Genomic DNA, 16,404 nt, shown 5'->3' on the forward strand with positions numbered 1-16,404 from the left:
GGTCTCCTGTTTTATTTCGACTATTGATTCGATTTTTTATAAACTCACTTCTGCAAAGCGGGTTTGGGAGACTTGAAGCAACTGCCTTTCAAGCACCGGGTCCCTTGAAACGTCTTTGCCGAAGCAGACGAAACCGCTGCCCTTGCCCTACCACCTTAATGGTCACGGCACACTGCAACCGATTTCATAAAGAGCCGCAGATGCAACTGATCTTTATGAAACGGGTTCCAGCGGACAACGATAGCGCGTGGATGAACAAAGCCATCACACGACGTTTCAGAGCACCTCGCGTACTCTGTGCCGATCCCGGAAGGCAGCTGCGCTGGAAACCTGCATGCTGCTCATGCGAATATCGGTGAATAAAACTTGCCTAACTCATAGATACAAGAAAATACGAAAAATACGTGTTCTCGCTTATTCCACCAGCAGTGTTTCCACAATGTGCACCAGCACCCTGCCCTGATCGGGAATAGGCGCTACCGCACCATATCCTGTGGTGGAAATTGCCGCCGCCACGTTCGCGTAGCGGGTTGCATCCAGCAGGCTGTCGCCGGCGGCCAGCCTGGCGATCAGTGCGCCGTCAAAGCAGTCACCTGCACCGGTGGCGTCTACAGGCTCCACCCTGAAAGCAGGCACGTGGCGAGCCTTCTCCTCTTTCTTTTCCCATACCCAGGCTCCCTGGGCACCGCATTTCAGCACGACCTTCGTGGCACCGTGCGATGCACACCAGGCTAGCACCGATGGAATATCCTCTACGCCGGACAAGGTTTGCGCCTCATCCAGGCTAGGCAGGAATACATCCGCCAGCGGAATGGTTTTTTCTATCGTCGCTTTTGCTTGATCCAGCGCCCACAGGCGCAGGCGCAGATTGGGGTCATAGCTCACCACAGCACCTGCAGCGCGGGCAATTTCTATTGCGGCAAACACAGTCTCGCAAGCGCTTTCGCTGATGGCCTGGCTGATGCCGGACACATGCAAGTAGGACGCACTCTGCAGCATTTTTTTATCCAGGAAAGCCGGCGTCATGCGGCTGGCGGCAGAACCTGCCCGCAGGTAATCGAAATGATGACCCTGCTCATCGTGGCTGACGAAATACACCCCAGTATGTGCGTGAGTATCTATCTGCACGGATGAAGTATCGATGCCTTCCTTTTCCCACAAGGCCATGAACATGCGACCGAATTTGTCGTCGCCCAGGCGGGTGCTGTAGGCAACCCGGGCACCCTGGCGCGCAGCCGCCACCGCAAAATTGGCGGTATCGCCGCCGTATCCCTGACGGTACTGTGCAGCGGCGGTTTCATTGAATTCCACCATGGGCTCGCCCAGCGCGACGATGTCGATCTTCTGGTCCGGTGCGGCTCTATCTTGCATGCTCTGCCTCCATCCCGGCCAGTTCGGCCAGTTCGGCGCTTAATTGCTGTAAGGCCGTCGCCGTACCCAGTTCACTGATGCGGCGATAGTGCCTGCCTATACTTTCTACAAAACGTCTGTCTGCAGGTAAGTCGCTGCCGAAGACCGCGGTAATATTCAGCAGTGCCTGCACACGATCGGACGGCGCCGTAGCGGCAGTCTTTAGTGTGACCGCCAGTGGATCGGACAGCTCATACGCTGCCCCAGCATCCGTCGCGCCAGCCAGATAGCGCAACCAGCCGGCCACCGCGAAGCACAGGCGCTCTATCCCCAGACCGGCAGCCAGCCTTGCCCGTATGGTACCCAGCAGGCGCTGCGGCATTTTTTGTGAGCCATCCATCGCGATCTGATGAAGCTGATGTTTTAGTGCCGGATTGCGAAAACGCTGCAGCAATTCCGTGCGGTAGGCATCCAGCCCCGGGCGCGACAGCGTAGGGGCAATCTCCTGCGCCATCATGCCGGAAATGAATTGCGGCAAATAGACATCCTGCATCGTCTGGTCGACCGTCGCATATCCCATCAGGATACCGAGGTAAGCCAGTGATGAATGGCTACCGTTCAACATGCGCAGCTTTGCATGTTCATAGGGCTGCGCATCGCTGACAATCGTCACGCCAACACGCTCCCATGCAGGCCGTGGCCCAGCAAATTTATCTTCTATTACCCATTGAGTGAATGCCTCGGTCATCACTGGCCATGCATCCTCCGCGCCGAGCACAGAGGCGATATGCTCGCGGTCCGTATCCGTGGTCTTCGGCACTATCCTGTCCACCATGGCATTCGGAAAAGCGCCTTTCTCTGCTATCCATACAGCCAGCGAGATATCCACTTTTTCTGCAAAAGCCAGTACCAGGCCGCGTGTCGTGTCGCCATTGGAAGGCAGGTTATCGCAAGACAGGACGGTGAAAGGTGCAATGTCCGCCTGTTTGCGCAATGCCAGCGCGTGCACGATAAAACCGAGGGCTGACCTGGGGCTGTCCGGCCTGGCCAGGTCATGCACGATATCAGGATGATCCAGCAGCAATGCCCGGCTGGCCGGGTCATGGCAATAACCTTTTTCAGTCACAGTCAGGCTGACGATGTGACAGCGCGGATCGGCCATCGCCGCCAATACCGCAGCCGGGTCTTCCGGTGCAAGCAGGGATTTGACCAGCGCGCCTATAAGCTGCAGGCGTTCCTCTTGCTCGCTCCTGATCGCCAGCGTATATAACTGATCTTGCGGCGCCAGCGCATTCCTGGTATCCGCCTGTCGCAAGGAAACGCCGACGATGCCCCAGCGCAGATCTCCGCTGGCCAGCACAGCCTCGGTATAAGCCGCCTGATGTGCGCGATGAAATGCTCCCAGTCCCAGGTGGACGATGCCGGGAGCAACTTGGCTGCGGTCATAGCCTGGTATGGCCGCGTGCACCGCCAGTTGCTGCAGGTTTTTGTCATTGATGAATTGCTTGGACATACTAGTGCTTTATTCTTCCTCAGGGGTCTATTCTTGGGGCCGGTTCGTGGTTATGCAGGTTGCGGATGCTCGCGCACCCGTGACACCAGTTGCGTAGGACTGACAAAACGCATCGCGATCAGCAACCACAGCAAGGTAACGATCATGTACACCATCGCCATTGCATCGATAGACTGCGGCGCCCTGACCCCGGCGGCAAATACCGCGTAATACAGCGCCACCACCAGCGTCTGCGTATCCGAGCCAGCCGTCATGAAGGTCAGTTCAAACATTGCTATCGTCCGCACCAGCACCAGCAGCGAGGCAGCCAGGATGCCCGGAGCCAGCAAAGGCACCAGGACATGGCGGAACATCTTGCCGGTGGAAGCGCCAAACACGCGCGCAGCCGATTCCAGATTGGGATCTATCTGCTCAATGAAAGGCGTCATCACCAGGATCACGAAAGGCAAAGCCGGCAGCAGATTGGCGATGATCACGCCAGCCAAAGTGCCAGCCAGGTGCAACTGATACATCAAAGTCGCCAGCGGAATGCCGTAAGTGATGGGAGGGACCATCAGCGGCAGCAGGAACAGGCCGGTCAGCAGGCGCTTACCCCTGAACTCGCGCCTGGCCAGCGCATAGGCTGCAGGCACGCCGATTACCAACGCCAGCACGACTACCGCCAGCACGACCTCTATCGTCACCAGCAACACGTCACCCAACTGGAATTCCTTCCAGGCGGCGGCATACCACTCAAAGGTAGTCCCTTCCGGCAGCAAGGTGCCAAACCAGCGAGTGGCGACCGAATTGGTGGCCACCGACGCAATCATCAAACCCACATTCAGCAGGAAAAAGGTCATGAAACCGATGACGACACTACTCCATACCTTGCTGCTCCAGTTGACAGGACGTTTCGCAGGTTTGCTGGCAATAGAATCAGGCATGGCGGAAATATTCGGAGAAATTGTTTGCATGATGGACCTCAACCTTTTCCGCCGGTGACAGGGCCGCGGTACAGCATGCCGCGCGCACCCAGCACCAGCGCCACGACGGCCAATTGCACCATTCCCATGATCATCGCTACGGTGGAAGCCATGGAATAGTCATAATTTTCAAACGCCGCCTCGTAGGCCGCTATGGAAATAACCCTGGTCGGCCCCGCCGGCGAACCCAGCAATACGGCGGAAGGAAATACCGAAAAAGCCTGCACGAAGGACAGGCAGAATGCCATGGCCAAGCCTGGCAGCAGCAAGGGCAGGATGATGTGCCTGAATTGCTTGTAGGGTGTTGCTCCCAGCGTCGCCGCAGCGCGTGTCAGCACCGGGTCTATACCCGTGATGTAGGACAGGATCAGCAGGAAGGCGAACGGAAAACCCGAGATCACCAGAGAGATCAGCACGCCCCAATAGTTATGGGTCAGTCGTATGCCGCTTTCAAACAGATGCAGCATTTGCAGACCCTGGGTGAACCAGCCTTTGGGGCCGAAGTAGGTCAGCATGCCTTCCGCGATCAGCACCGTGCCTAGCGTGATAGGTATCACCAGGATAGTCGTCGCTATCTTCTGGTAGCGGGTCTTGCGCCGCAGATGGTAGGCGATAGGCAAGGCAATGCCGACATTGATAATGGTCGCAGGCAGCGCCAGCTTCAGCGTCGTACCTATCGTCATCCACAGATGATCGGTATTGAAAAATTTGATGTAGTTGGCAAAGGCGCCGCCTTCGCTCGGGTCCAGCGGCTTGAAGGACAGCAGCAGGCCATGGCCGAAGGGATAAACAAAGACTAGCAGCATGAACAATACCGCCGGCACCAGCATCCACATGACGGGATCAAGCCAGCGCGAGCCGGCTGCCATCGCTTTGCTGTTCATCATGCTGCCTGCTCCACCGGATAGGCCAGTACGCGCTCCTGCGGCACCGAGACCGTCATGTTGTCGCCGGGTTTTGCATTGCCAGCCCCACGGACATATAAGCGGGAACGGTCTTGCGTGCGTAACATGAAAAGCGATTCGCAACCATAATACTCAACCGACTCCACACTGGCCGTGATGCTGTTTCCAGCCTGTTCACCCGGTGCGCAAATCGTGAATTCTTCCGGGCGGATGGATACCGTAGCGCGTTGCCCCAGCAGGGACTTGGGGATGCCTGCCAGTGAAATTCCGGGGCCGCTCAGGTGCGCGCCGTTGCCATCCTGGGCGGAAACGTCCAGCACCAGCTCATTGCGATACCCCATGAAACGGGCTACATGCAAATTGGAAGGCTGGCCATAGACTTCCTGCGGCGTGCCTATCTGCTGCACCAGGCCATCCTTCATGACCACGATGCGGTCTGCCAGCGACAACGCTTCATCCTGGTCATGGGTCACGTAGATCGTCGTGCGGCCCAGTTCGCCATGGATACGGCGTATTTCCGAGCGCATTTCCAGGCGCAGCTTGGCGTCCAGGTTGGACAAGGGTTCATCCATCAGTATCAGCGGCGGTTCTATCACGATGGCACGCGCAATCGCCACACGCTGCTGCTGGCCGCCTGACAATTGGCCCGGCAACTTGTCGGCGTGCTGCAGCAGTTGTACCAGCTCTAGCGCACGTTTCACCCGCACTGCGATATCGGCTGCAGCCACACCGCGCATCAGCAGGCCAAAACCGACGTTCTTCGCCACCGTCATATGAGGGAACAAGGCATAGTTCTGGAATACCATGCCAAAGCCGCGCTGTTCCGGCGGCAGCGTATCTATGCGGAAATCATCCAGATAGATACCGCCGTCGGACAAGGCCAGCAAACCGGCCAGGCAGTTCAACGCGGTGGATTTGCCACAGCCGGAAGGACCCAGCAGAGCGACAAATTCGCCGCGTGCAATATTCATGCTGAGGCCGCCCAAGGCAGCAACAGGTGCATCGCCCTTCCCCGCATTGGGACCGTCGAAACGGCGTGTCACTTTATCCAGGCGCAGGGTTTTAAAATCGTGTTTCATGGTCTTTGATCCAATAACATTTTTTTGCTGGCACAAGTCACTTGCAATTTTCTTGTGCTGGTTGAGAACATGCCTTTCAGTGGAATGGCATGTTCTCTCTGGCTAACGACGTCCTGGGCCTATTTGGCTTTTTGCGTACCGATTTCCTGATCCCAGATGCGGAAGGCTTTCACCATTTCCTGGGCATCCAGTGGCTGGACATGCGGATTCTTGGCGATCAGCTCTGCATATTCAGGGCGGCCAAACTCCTTGATCACATCCTGGCTGGACTGCGGCGCCATCGTGATAGGCACGTTCTTGATGGCGGGACCGGGGTAGAAATAACCCTTGTCATAAGTCAGCGCCTGCTGCTCAGGCTTTAACAGATAAGCCATCACATCCAGCACCACTTTGGATTTTTCTGCAGAAAGGCCTTTAGGCATCATCATGTACTGGGTATCGTTGACCCAGGTCATGTTCTTGAAAGCGCCAACCTTGAAGTTTTTCGGTACAACGCCGAGTGCCCGTGGATTGATATCCCAGCCGGTGACCGTCACCGTCATATCGCGCGAACCCTCGCCCAGCTCTTTCATCACCGCGCCGGTGCCGCCTGGATAATATTCGATGCAGGTATTCAGCTCTTTCAGGAAGGCCCAGGTCTTGGTCCAGCCGTTGACCGGGTCTTTAGGATTCTTGTCGCCCAGCAGATAAGGCAGACCCATCAGGAAAGTACGGCCGGGGCCGGAATTGGCCGGGCGCGCATAGATGAAGCGGTTGGGATTGGCTTTGCACCAGGCCAGCAGCTCCTGCGGGCTGGTAGGTACCTGCTTGACCTTGTCCGGGTTGTATTCCATCAGCGGGCCGGAAGGCATGAATACCACGGCCAGTGCCTGGTCATGTGCAAGTTCCTGCATCTTGCGGGCTTCCGGCAGATAGTTGTCGAGCACGCCGGGAAATTTTGCGGCATTGTCGGGCAGCATCTTGACCCATAATTTTTGCTCTATGCCGGCGGCAAGGATATCCGTGCCACCCAGGACCAGATCGATGTCGCTGCGGTCAGCCGCCTGCATCGCGCGCAATTTGCTCGGCAGTTCAGGCGCAGGAGCCTTGGTAAAAGTGAATTTGACGTTAGGGTTCTTTAGCTTGTAGCTTTCTATCGCATCCTGCAGCAGGGCCAGCGAACCAGCCACGTCCACTACATTGATGGTCACCGGCTGCTGTGCCAGCACCGGCAGGCTGGAACCGGCGATTACCACCACCGCTGCTGCCGCGACGGTTTTCAGCGCCATGCGTTTTGAAATTCTTGAATCTTTCATCTGTTTGTCTCCGATTGTTAGAATCTGATTTTTCTGCCCGGTGCTTATCTACACTCTTGTGGACATTTTTACGTCGTGTCGCAAATCCTGGCTTTCCGTCTGCAACATATGACGAACTTGCTACCCGATCTGACACTGCTCTGATGCTGTTCTGATACCTGCTCTGATACCTGTTTTGATGCCTGATGAAGCTTGATATTTGATGCACTGATACTGTTACATGGCGCCGTGGGCTCGCTGCCAGACGCCGCTATTCCTATAATTTGTAGGCATTCTTCGCCAGGCGATAAGTCAGGTCGTGCGCCAGTTCATGCGCTTCGTTTTCTGTAATCCTGTGCTCCGCCACCAGGCGCGCCAGGTAGCTGCAATCGACACGGCGGGCGACATCGTGCCTTGCCGGTATCGACAGGAAAGCGCGCGTATCATCATTGAAGCCCACGGTATTGGCAAAACCGGCGGTTTCCGTCGTCAACTCACGAAAGCGGCGCATGCCTTCCGGCGCATCGAAGAACCACCATGCCGGCCCCAGTTTCAGGCAGGGATAGACACCGGCCAGCGGCGCCAGTTCGCGGGAATACGAGGTTTCATCTAGCGTGAACAGGATGATGGAAAGGCGCGGATCAAGCCCGAACTTGTCCAGCAAAGGCTTGAGCGCCGACGTATATTCAGTGCCGCGCGGGATATCAAAACCCTTGTCGCGACCAAAACGCGCCAGCATCTTGTCGCTGTGATTGCGCCAGGAGCCGGGATGTATCTGCATGACCAGCCCATCGTCTATGCTCATCCTGGCCATCTCGGTCAGCATCTGGGCGCGGAACAATTCTGCCTCCGCAGCGCTGGCCTTGCCGGAAGTGACGACAGCAAACAGGGACTGGATTTCTGCATCGCTGAGGTCCGCCGTCCTGGCGCTGGGGTGGCCGTGATCGGTTGACGTCGCTCCTAGTTGCTTGAAGAAGGCGCGGCGTATCCTGTGCGCCTGCAGATAGCCGTCCCAGCTAAAAGTATCTTCGCCGGTCATCTCGCCGAACTTTTCCAGATTCGCGATGAAACCGTCAAATTCAGGATCTACCACAGGATCGGGCCGGTAGGCAGTCACCACGCGCTTGTTGCCGCCTGCGGTCTGCCATGCGTCGTTGGCCAGCTTGCTATGGTGCTGCATGCTGTCTATAGGTGATTCCGTGGTTGCTATGACTTCTATATTGAAGCTTTCAAACAGTGCACGCGGCAGGAATTCCGGCGTCTGCAGCCTGGCGGCGATATGGTCGTAGATCGCGTCCGCACTGTCCGTATTCAGGATTTCATCTATGCCGAACACCTCTGCAAATACGTGGTCCAGCCACATGCGGGAAGGCGTACCGCGAAACAGCATCCAGTTCTTCGCCAGCACATGCCAGATACGGCGGGGATCTGTTTCTACCGGCGTGCCGTCGCGGGTCTTCACACCCACGTCTTCCAGCTTGATACCCTGGCTGAACAGCATGCGGAACACATAATGATCCGGCTGTATCAATAAAGCGGAAGGATTGGGAAAAGCTTCATTGTCTGCAAACCAGCGCGGATCGGTATGGCCATGCGGACTGACGATAGGCAAATGCTTTATACCGTCATAAAGACTCTGCGTGATGGCACGCGTGGTCGGGTCAGCAGGAAACAGGCGTTGCGGGTGCAGCAAAGACATTCTCGACTCCTGAACGGTTTCTTAATTAGCTTACGTGTGCCTACTTGTACTTACGTCTCATTCTTGCCTGCAGACCCTGCCGGCAATCTGGCCAGACTATCCTTCACTCCCCAGCCGCGAGAAAACTCACGGGTCACCCTTTCCAGATGCGCGCGCATCGCTTTGCGTGCGGCGGCAGGATCGCGGGCGACGATCGCTTCCAGGATGCGGCGGTGATCGGTCAGGGTTGCCTGACGCAATTCCTCAGTCTGAAAATGCTCTTCCATCTTGCTCCACAGACGGCCGCGCTGATTCCACAGGTTTTCCAACACTTCAACCAGCGCGGTATTGCCGGTCGCCCTGGCAATCGCCACGTGGAAGGCTCGATCGGCGCGGTGATTGGCGGCGATGTCGTCGTAAAACCTTTCCATGTCCTGCATTGCCTTCAGGATTGCATCGATGGCTGAATCGGTTGCCATCCTGGCAGCCATTGCCGCCACTTCGCTCTCTATCAAGCGGCGTGCCGACAACACCTCAAACGGTCCGGAACCGACTTCATTCATGCCGGACGCTGCTTCGCCCTTCTCGCTCACATAGATGCCCGAGCCGCCACGCACTTCAATAATGCCGGTCAACTCCAGCGCAATCAGCGCCTCGCGCACCGATGCACGGCTGACATTAAGATTGGCAGCCAGATCACGCTCGGAGGGCAGCCTTGAGCCGGCTTCTATCTTCTGATCCTTGATCAGCGCCTGGATGCGGTCTGCCACCACCCGATACAGGCGGGTTTCACTGACATTAGCTTCTGTTGCTATCGACGGATTTTTTGACATGTTCTTATTCACTAGTGTTTCGGAGCCGCAAGTTTAGCGTCTTTTTGCCACAAAACTAAGGCTGCGCATCGCAAACCGGTCAGACCATTCTAAAGTGGTCAGACCAAAAATGCAATAAGGTCTAGCCAATTTAATTTTAAAATGGCATACTGGTCGTACCAATATTGCTTTTTGACCTGACCACATAGAGACAAGAAGTCTGGGCTGAGCGCTTTTTTGAGACAAGATTTGCCACAACACATGTGAGGAATTCGTGAAAATCACAAATGCCAAAGTCATCGTTTGTTCACCAGGACGCAATTTCGTTACCCTCAAGATCTACACCGATGAAGGCCTGACAGGCATCGGCGACGCAACGCTAAACGGACGCGAACTGTCCGTGGCCTCTTACCTGACCGACCACGTCATTCCCTGCCTGATAGGACGCGACGCCCACCAGATAGAAGATATCTGGCAATACCTGTACCGCGGCGCCTACTGGCGGCGCGGCCCGGTGACGATGAGCGCAATTGCCGCCGTCGATACCGCCTTGTGGGATATCAAGGCCAAGGCAGCCAATATGCCGCTATACCAATTACTGGGCGGCAGGAGCCGGCACGGCGTCATGGTGTACGGACATGCCAACGGCAGCGACATAGAACATACAGTGGATGAGGCGCTGCGCTATGCCGAGATGGGATATATGGCAATACGCGCGCAGGCCGGCATACCCGGCCTGAAGAAGGTGTACGGCGTTTCAAAAGATCAGTTGTTTTACGAACCGGCCGACGCCAGCCTGCCTTCTGAACACGACTGGTCTACCGAAAAATACCTGGATCACACGCCCAAGCTATTTGAAAAGCTGCGCGACAAGCTGGGATGGGAACATCACCTGCTGCACGATGCCCACCACAGGATGACGCCGATAGAAGCAGGCCGCCTGGGCAAAGCACTGGAACCCTATCGCCTGTTCTGGCTGGAAGATGCAACCCCGGCAGAAAACCAGGAAGCCTTCAGGCTGATACGCCAGCACACCGTCACGCCGCTGGCGGTCGGCGAGGTGTTCAACACCATCTGGGATTGCAAGGATCTGATACAGAATCAACTGATAGACTATATCCGCGCTACTGTTGTGCATGCGGGCGGCATCACCCATTTGCGCCGCATCGCCGACCTGGCCGCCATGTACCAAGTGCGTACAGGTTGCCACGGAGCCACGGATCTGTCCCCGGTCTGCATGGGTGCCGCACTGCATTTTGATACCTGGGTACCGAATTTCGGCATACAGGAATATATGCGCCATACTGAAGAAACCGATGCCGTCTTCCCGCATGATTACCACTTCGACAAAGGCTTCCTGTACGCAGGAGAAAAGCCCGGCCACGGCGTGGATATCGACGAAAAACTGGCAGCAAAATATCCGTATAGCCGCGCCTACCTGCCGGTCAACCGCCTGGCCCACGATGGCACCCTGACCAACTGGTAACACGGTGAACGGAAATATGCAGCAACTACAGCCAGTACCTCAGGAGTAGAGACGTGGCCAATCCCAGCACTAGCGTCAATAAAAATGCATTGAGCATACGCCTTCATGTATCGGACAATGTCGTCATCGCGCGCCGGCAACTGATAGGCGGAACCTTGCTGGAAACCGAGCAAGTTCAGATAGCAGGCCTCATCCCTGCGGGGCACAAGCTTGCCACTGCCGATATCGCCGCAGGACAGGCGGTGATCCGTTATGGGCAGATCATAGGCTTTGCCTCGCAAGCGATACTCGCCGGCCAGCATGTGCATACGCATAATTTGCAGGTGGCTGAGTTTGAACGGGAACATAGCGTAGGCGTGGATGCCCGGGCAACCGACTATGTCGCCGAAGCCGACTCGCCGACCTGGCAGGGCATCGTGCGCGCGGATGGCCAGGTCGCCACCCGCAATTACCTGGGCGTGCTGACATCGGTCAATTGCTCTGCCACGGCAGCGCGCGCGATTGCAGACCACTTCCGGCGCGACACCAATCCGCAGGCGCTGGCTGGCTTCCCCAATGTGGACGGCGTTATCGCTCTGACGCATGGCATAGGCTGCGGCGTGGATCCCGACGGCGAGGCCTTGGCCATACTACGCCGCACGCTGTCCGGCTATGCGCGCCACCCCAACTTTGCCGCAGTGCTGTTCGTCGGCCTGGGATGCGAGACCAACCAGATCGCTGAAATGTTTACTCAAAACGGCCTGCAGGAAAATTCGCGCCTGCGCAGCTTTACGATACAAGACAGTGGTGGCACGCGCAAAACTGTGGAACGCGGCATTGCAATGATCAAGGACATGCTGCCCGCGGCGAACCAGGTACAGCGCCAGCCTTTGCCTGTTCGCCATATTACCGTCGGCCTGCAGTGCGGCGGTTCCGATAGCTATTCCGGCATTACTGCCAATCCGGCGCTGGGTGCGGCGATGGATTTGCTGGTCAGGCATGGCGGCAGCGCGATCCTTTCCGAAACCCCGGAAATCTATGGCGCAGAACATTTGCTGACCAGGCGTGCCACTCCGCAAATCGCAGAAAAGCTGATGGCGCGCGTGCATTGGTGGGAAGACTATTGCGCACGCATGGGTGCGGAGATGAACAACAATCCCTCATCCGGCAACAAGGCGGGCGGCCTGACGACGATACTGGAGAAATCCTTGGGCGCGGTGGCCAAGGCAGGCAGCACCAACCTGGTGGATGTGCTGGAATATGCGGAAGCCGTCAAGACAAAAGGCCTCATGTTCATGGATACACCAGGCTATGACCCTGTGTCGGCGACCGGCCAGGTAGCCGGCGGCGCCAACCTGATCTGCTTTACCACGGGACGCGGCTCCGCTTACGGCTGCGCGCCCTCGCCCTCGCTGAAACTGGCCAGCAATACCGCGCTATGGAAAAGGCAGGAAGAAGATATCGACATCAATTGCGGCGATATCGCAGATGGACTGGTCACGGTGGAGGAAGTAGGACAACAAATTTTCGAACTGATACTGGATGTCGCTTCAGGCAAAAAAACCAAGAGTGAATTGCACGGCTACGGGCAAAATGAATTCGTTCCATGGCAGATCGGCGCCGTCATGTAAGCGCTCATCCACATCAAATAAAAAAAGGGGCTCTGTTCACACAGGCCCCTTTTTATTTGCATACTCAGCCCTTCAGCTTCTTCGCGGTTTCGGCAATCTGCTTGCCCTGGTAGCGCGCGCCATCCAGTTCATTTTGCGAAGGCATGCGCGAACCGTCGCCGCCGGTAATCGTGGTAGCGCCATACGGCGAGCCACCGGTGATTTCGGACAGGCTCATCTGGCCCGCAAACCCATAATTCAAGCCGACGATAGTCATGCCGAAATGCATCAGATTGGTAATGATGGAAAACAGCGTCTGTTCCTGCCCGCCGTGCTGGGTCGCTGTGGAAGTAAAAGCGCCGCCCACCTTGCCGTGCAAGGCTCCCTTCATCCACAAGCCGCCGCCCTGGTCCAGGAAATTTGCCATCTGCGATGACATGCGGCCGAAGCGGGTGCCGGTGCCGACGATGATTGCATCGTAGTTTTCCAAGTCTGCAATAGTGGCGACCGGCGCCGGTTGATCCATTTTGTAGTGCGATGCCTTGGCCACATCCGGCGGCACCAGTTCCGGCACGCGCTTTATATCAACGGTAGCGCCCGCCGAGCGCGCACCCTCGGCAACGGCATTTGCCATCGCCTCTATGTGTCCATAAGCGGAATAATACAAAACCAGAACTTTGGCCATATGAATCTCCTGAAATGAGCGGGAATGTGGGTGCGCGCGGAAGTGAGGTTTACTTCCCATTCTGCAATTAGATGCAAGCAGATACGCACCAAACCATACTAGAATCTAAACCCGCATTCGTAAAGGAATACTCTCGCCTGGCCCTATATTCAGCAATATTGTTATAGTTGGGAAAGCTATCATCGAGCGGACATGATCAGGAAGCGGCATCCTTCTGCAACTGTTCTCTCAGCAAGGATTCAAAACCCTTCAGTTCCGCCACATTCATATCTGAAATGAGCCAGTATTGCATGCCTGCCTGTGTCCAGTGCCGCAACTGATAGCCCTGCCTGGACAGATGTTGAACGTCGGTGCGCCCGGCATCTTTGGCCGGCCAGATAAACAGATTCAGCACATGCCGCTTATGCCGGTAGGCAAGAGCCGCTACCGTACGTTGCCCTACATAATCCAGCCTGCCTCCGATCAAAGGGTAGTCCTGCTGCGCAAAGTCATACACGGGTGGCGAAAAGTCCAGCTTTCCGGTGAACCAGGGTTTAACGGTATGCTGGTCCGACGAAGCAACGTCTGCCAGATGGTCCACCAGCAAAGAGCGAAAATGGCTATCGGTCAGTTCCTGAGCAAGTGCATCCTCGCCGGAATTAACAGAAGGCAATATCAGTGCAACGGCAAGAGCAACAGCGCAGGCGCTTGCCATTCCCAAGTTGATCCAGGCCCACGGTAAACGTGCAAGTCTTTGCCACCATCCGATCGACCGTACAGGCCGAGGCGTAATCTGCTCTCGCAGTGTAGACTGTATGCGCTGACGCAAGTGTGCAGGCGCCACATGCTGCGTGGCATTCGTTTTGAGCAAGCCATGCAGGCTATTCAGTTGCAGCAATTCGGCCCTGCATGCGGCACATTCGGCCAGATGCGCGGCCATCATTTGCGCCTCCGGCGGCGCAAGCTGTTGATCCGCATAGGCCTGTATCAGCCTGTGGCTTTCCTGGCAATTCATCACACTCCTCCTTCGCCGGCCGATTTCAGGGTTTCCAGCAGCAACTTGCGGCCACGCGCCAGGCGCGACATCACCGTACCCAAGGGTATTCCGACTATCTCGGCAATTTCCTTATAAGACAGGTCTTCGATCTCTTTCAGGACGACGATCTCACGAAAACGCTGCGGCAACTGCTCCAGCGCCCTGTTCACGATATTTTTGGCATCCTGCCTGGCGGCGATGATTTCCGGATTGACGCTATCGTCGTAAGAAGAGGCCGAAAGGTAGGCATCCTCCCCCGCATCAGCGTGCTCGGCCTCATCATAGGCAATGTCATGCTGCTCGTGCTTGTGGTCGCGCAGGGAGGTGAAGTAGGTGTGCCGCACGATGGTCAACAGCCAGGAGCGCGCATCCCCGCCCTGGAAACCGGGAAAAAAACGGTAGGCACGCACATAGGCCATCTGCGCCAGATCTTCGGCATCCTGGGTATTGAGCGTCAGCCATCTCGCCAGGCTGTAGGCGGCATCCAGATGCGGTAGCACCAGTGCCTCAAATTGGCGAACCAATTGTTCTTCGTCCAAACGCGTATCCATCAATCCCCTGTTGTCCTGATGGTGAAGACTCCATCTCTCCGGATTTTATTCCCGAAATAAATAAATTTTTATTTCGGGAATATCCCAGGCGCTGCGGAGTTATACGAGATGTGGGCAGACCACTCTCCCGCCGCAATGAGCCGCCGGCGGATCATAGGCAGGTCATCGATAAGTCACATAAAACAGGAGCATATCATGCAACAAAAATCAGCCAAGCATATTGCGAGACGGGATTTTCTGAAAATGGCCGGCATAGGGGGCGTGGTATTTGCCTCCGGCCTGGCTGGCGGACGCAATGCGTTGGCCGCTTACCAGGATGATTTTTATTTTGTACAACTATCCGATACCCATTGGGGATTTGAGGGCGCGCCCAATCCAGATGCCAAGGGCACGCTGCCCAAAGCCGTGGCAGCCGTCAACAGTCTGGCCGAACAACCCGACTTCATCGTATTTACCGGCGACCTGACCCATACTACCGATGACCCGGTGGAGCGCAGGAAGCGCATGCAGGAATTCCGCGAAATGACCTCGCAACTGAAGGTCAAGAAATTGTATTTCATGCCGGGCGAGCATGATGCATCGCTGGACAATGGCGCGGCCTTCCAGGAATTTTTCGGCAAGACCCATTACCGCTTTGCCCACAAAGGCGTGAACTTTATCGTGGTTGATAATGTCTCCGACCCCACGGCCTCGATAGGAGAAGCGCAATTGCAATGGCTGAAGGATGAACTGGCCACGCTGGACAAGAAACAGAGGCTGGTCGTGTTCACGCACCGCCCCTTGTTTGACCTGGCACCGCAGTGGGACTGGGCTACACGGGATGGCGCCAAGGCGGTCGAACTATTGATGCCCTTCCAGAATGTGACCGTGTTCTACGGGCATATACATCAAGAGCACCATCATATGACTGCGCACATTCCGCATCATGCAGCCAAATCCCTGATTTTCCCGCTACCCGCGCCAGGCTCCGTACCCAAGCGCGTGCCGCTGGCCTGGGACCCGGCCCATCCTTACCAAGGGCTGGGTTTTCGCGATATTGAAGCCGAAGCGGCAAAGCCGGCACTGGAAATCACAGAACTGCCAGTAATAAAAGCATAAGAGGAAAAGTGAAATGCATACATCAAAGAAAACCGATAGCACCCGCAGGCAACTGCTGCTGACAGCCGTTGCCGGATCGCTGGCGCTGGGCGGCCTGATGAAGATCGCCAGCGCCAAGCCTGCGCCCAAGACGATACGCATCAGTGCAAAGAAATTTCAGTTCATTCCAGCCGAAGTCAGGCTAAAACGCGGGGAAGAAGTGATCCTTGAACTCAGCACCCAAGATGTGTTGATGGGATTTAGCTTGCCGGACCTGAAGATGCGCGCTGATTTGGTCCCGGGGAAAACCCAGACGCTGCTCATTACCCCGGACAAGGCCGGTGAATATGTATTCCTGTGCGACGTCTTTTGCGGCTCTGGGCATGAAGATATGTCTGGAAAACTCATCGTCGAGGGCTGATTGACGT

At 56.3% G+C, this 16,404-nt stretch carries 15 protein-coding genes; 4 read left to right on the plus strand and 11 right to left on the minus strand.

Going from position 1 to position 16,404, the window contains the following annotated elements; all coding sequences use genetic code 11:
* Positions 1 to 414 precede the first annotated feature (414 nt).
* The 8 genes from IEW12_RS07510 to IEW12_RS07545 all read right to left on the minus strand — a co-directional run bounded on the left by IEW12_RS07510 (position 415) and on the right by IEW12_RS07545 (position 9,594).
* Positions 415 to 1,371, minus strand: coding sequence for a sugar kinase (locus tag IEW12_RS07510; protein WP_188565298.1), 957 nt, complete (start codon positions 1,369 to 1,371; stop codon positions 415 to 417).
* Complete coding sequence (locus IEW12_RS07515) at positions 1,361 to 2,863, minus strand: mannitol dehydrogenase family protein (protein ID WP_188565299.1); 1,503 nt, start codon at positions 2,861 to 2,863, stop codon at positions 1,361 to 1,363. Before IEW12_RS07515 ends, IEW12_RS07510 begins: the two co-directional genes overlap by 11 nt.
* A 50-nt stretch (positions 2,864 to 2,913) precedes the next feature.
* Positions 2,914 to 3,702 (minus strand): ABC transporter permease, encoded by a 789-nt coding sequence (locus IEW12_RS07520; RefSeq protein ID WP_371874520.1) that lies wholly within the window; start codon positions 3,700 to 3,702, stop codon positions 2,914 to 2,916.
* A gap of 122 nt (positions 3,703 to 3,824) precedes the next feature.
* Positions 3,825 to 4,712 carry an ABC transporter permease gene (locus IEW12_RS07525; RefSeq protein ID WP_229750976.1) on the minus strand — a complete coding sequence of 296 codons (888 nt, stop codon included), beginning with the start codon at positions 4,710 to 4,712 and terminating at the stop codon, positions 3,825 to 3,827.
* Positions 4,709 to 5,809 carry an ABC transporter ATP-binding protein gene (locus IEW12_RS07530; protein WP_188565301.1) on the minus strand — a complete coding sequence of 367 codons (1,101 nt, stop codon included), beginning with the start codon at positions 5,807 to 5,809 and terminating at the stop codon, positions 4,709 to 4,711. The genes IEW12_RS07525 and IEW12_RS07530 overlap by 4 nt, the downstream gene beginning before the upstream one ends.
* 119 nt (positions 5,810 to 5,928) lie before the next feature.
* Entirely contained in the window at positions 5,929 to 7,104 is a 1,176-nt protein-coding gene (locus IEW12_RS07535) for an extracellular solute-binding protein (protein WP_188565302.1), read from the minus strand.
* A 256-nt stretch (positions 7,105 to 7,360) separates the two neighbouring features.
* Positions 7,361 to 8,782, minus strand: a complete 1,422-nt coding sequence (gene uxaC, locus IEW12_RS07540; protein WP_188565303.1) for a glucuronate isomerase — start codon at positions 8,780 to 8,782, stop codon at positions 7,361 to 7,363.
* 50 nt (positions 8,783 to 8,832) lie between these two features.
* Positions 8,833 to 9,594 (minus strand): FadR/GntR family transcriptional regulator, encoded by a 762-nt coding sequence (locus IEW12_RS07545; protein ID WP_188565304.1) that lies wholly within the window; start codon positions 9,592 to 9,594, stop codon positions 8,833 to 8,835.
* 253 nt (positions 9,595 to 9,847) lie between these two features.
* Here IEW12_RS07545 and manD point away from each other — a divergent pair, with 253 nt between their 5' ends.
* Positions 9,848 to 11,059 carry a D-mannonate dehydratase ManD gene (gene manD / locus IEW12_RS07550; RefSeq protein ID WP_188565305.1) on the plus strand — a complete coding sequence of 404 codons (1,212 nt, stop codon included), beginning with the start codon at positions 9,848 to 9,850 and terminating at the stop codon, positions 11,057 to 11,059.
* Between the two features lie 53 nt (positions 11,060 to 11,112).
* Positions 11,113 to 12,669 (plus strand): UxaA family hydrolase, encoded by a 1,557-nt coding sequence (locus IEW12_RS07555; protein ID WP_188565306.1) that lies wholly within the window; start codon positions 11,113 to 11,115, stop codon positions 12,667 to 12,669.
* Between the two features lie 64 nt (positions 12,670 to 12,733).
* On the opposite strand, the gene wrbA is transcribed toward IEW12_RS07555, so the two are convergent.
* The 3 genes from wrbA to IEW12_RS07570 all read right to left on the minus strand — a co-directional run bounded on the left by wrbA (position 12,734) and on the right by IEW12_RS07570 (position 14,899).
* Positions 12,734 to 13,333 carry an NAD(P)H:quinone oxidoreductase gene (wrbA, locus tag IEW12_RS07560; protein WP_188565307.1) on the minus strand — a complete coding sequence of 200 codons (600 nt, stop codon included), beginning with the start codon at positions 13,331 to 13,333 and terminating at the stop codon, positions 12,734 to 12,736.
* A gap of 196 nt (positions 13,334 to 13,529) precedes the next feature.
* Positions 13,530 to 14,327, minus strand: a complete 798-nt coding sequence (locus tag IEW12_RS07565) for an anti-sigma factor family protein (RefSeq protein ID WP_188565308.1) — start codon at positions 14,325 to 14,327, stop codon at positions 13,530 to 13,532.
* Entirely contained in the window at positions 14,327 to 14,899 is a 573-nt protein-coding gene (locus tag IEW12_RS07570; RefSeq protein ID WP_188565309.1) for a sigma-70 family RNA polymerase sigma factor, read from the minus strand. The genes IEW12_RS07565 and IEW12_RS07570 overlap by 1 nt, the downstream gene beginning before the upstream one ends.
* A 195-nt stretch (positions 14,900 to 15,094) precedes the next feature.
* On the opposite strand from IEW12_RS07570, the gene IEW12_RS07575 reads away from it, so the two are divergent.
* Positions 15,095 to 15,997, plus strand: coding sequence for a metallophosphoesterase (locus IEW12_RS07575; RefSeq protein ID WP_188565310.1), 903 nt, complete (start codon positions 15,095 to 15,097; stop codon positions 15,995 to 15,997).
* 13 nt (positions 15,998 to 16,010) lie between these two features.
* The gene (locus IEW12_RS07580) at positions 16,011 to 16,397 is read left to right on the plus strand and encodes a cupredoxin domain-containing protein (RefSeq protein WP_188565311.1); all 387 of its coding nucleotides are present in this window, start codon (positions 16,011 to 16,013) and stop codon (positions 16,395 to 16,397) included.
* Positions 16,398 to 16,404 lie beyond the last annotated feature (7 nt).

This window comes from Parundibacterium terreum (assembly GCF_014636315.1).
Classification (GTDB): domain Bacteria; phylum Pseudomonadota; class Gammaproteobacteria; order Burkholderiales; family Burkholderiaceae_D; genus Undibacterium; species Undibacterium terreum.

What these genes read in the sequence shown, in the direction of transcription:
- IEW12_RS07520 (WP_371874520.1), bottom strand. Translation starts at nt 3,702, where the DNA reads ATGACCTTTTTCCTGCTGAATGTGGGTTTGATGATTGCGTCGGTGGCC.
- IEW12_RS07510 (WP_188565298.1), bottom strand. Translation starts at nt 1,371, where the DNA reads ATGCAAGATAGAGCCGCACCGGACCAGAAGATCGACATCGTCGCGCTG.
- IEW12_RS07530 (WP_188565301.1), bottom strand. Translation starts at nt 5,809, where the DNA reads ATGAAACACGATTTTAAAACCCTGCGCCTGGATAAAGTGACACGCCGT.
- IEW12_RS07535 (WP_188565302.1), bottom strand. Translation starts at nt 7,104, where the DNA reads ATGAAAGATTCAAGAATTTCAAAACGCATGGCGCTGAAAACCGTCGCG.
- IEW12_RS07525 (WP_229750976.1), bottom strand. Translation starts at nt 4,712, where the DNA reads ATGATGAACAGCAAAGCGATGGCAGCCGGCTCGCGCTGGCTTGATCCC.
- IEW12_RS07580 (WP_188565311.1), top strand. Translation starts at nt 16,011, where the DNA reads ATGCATACATCAAAGAAAACCGATAGCACCCGCAGGCAACTGCTGCTG.
- IEW12_RS07575 (WP_188565310.1), top strand. Translation starts at nt 15,095, where the DNA reads ATGCAACAAAAATCAGCCAAGCATATTGCGAGACGGGATTTTCTGAAA.
- uxaC (WP_188565303.1), bottom strand. Translation starts at nt 8,782, where the DNA reads ATGTCTTTGCTGCACCCGCAACGCCTGTTTCCTGCTGACCCGACCACG.
- IEW12_RS07570 (WP_188565309.1), bottom strand. Translation starts at nt 14,899, where the DNA reads ATGGATACGCGTTTGGACGAAGAACAATTGGTTCGCCAATTTGAGGCA.
- IEW12_RS07565 (WP_188565308.1), bottom strand. Translation starts at nt 14,327, where the DNA reads ATGAATTGCCAGGAAAGCCACAGGCTGATACAGGCCTATGCGGATCAA.
- IEW12_RS07545 (WP_188565304.1), bottom strand. Translation starts at nt 9,594, where the DNA reads ATGTCAAAAAATCCGTCGATAGCAACAGAAGCTAATGTCAGTGAAACC.
- IEW12_RS07515 (WP_188565299.1), bottom strand. Translation starts at nt 2,863, where the DNA reads ATGTCCAAGCAATTCATCAATGACAAAAACCTGCAGCAACTGGCGGTG.
- wrbA (WP_188565307.1), bottom strand. Translation starts at nt 13,333, where the DNA reads ATGGCCAAAGTTCTGGTTTTGTATTATTCCGCTTATGGACACATAGAG.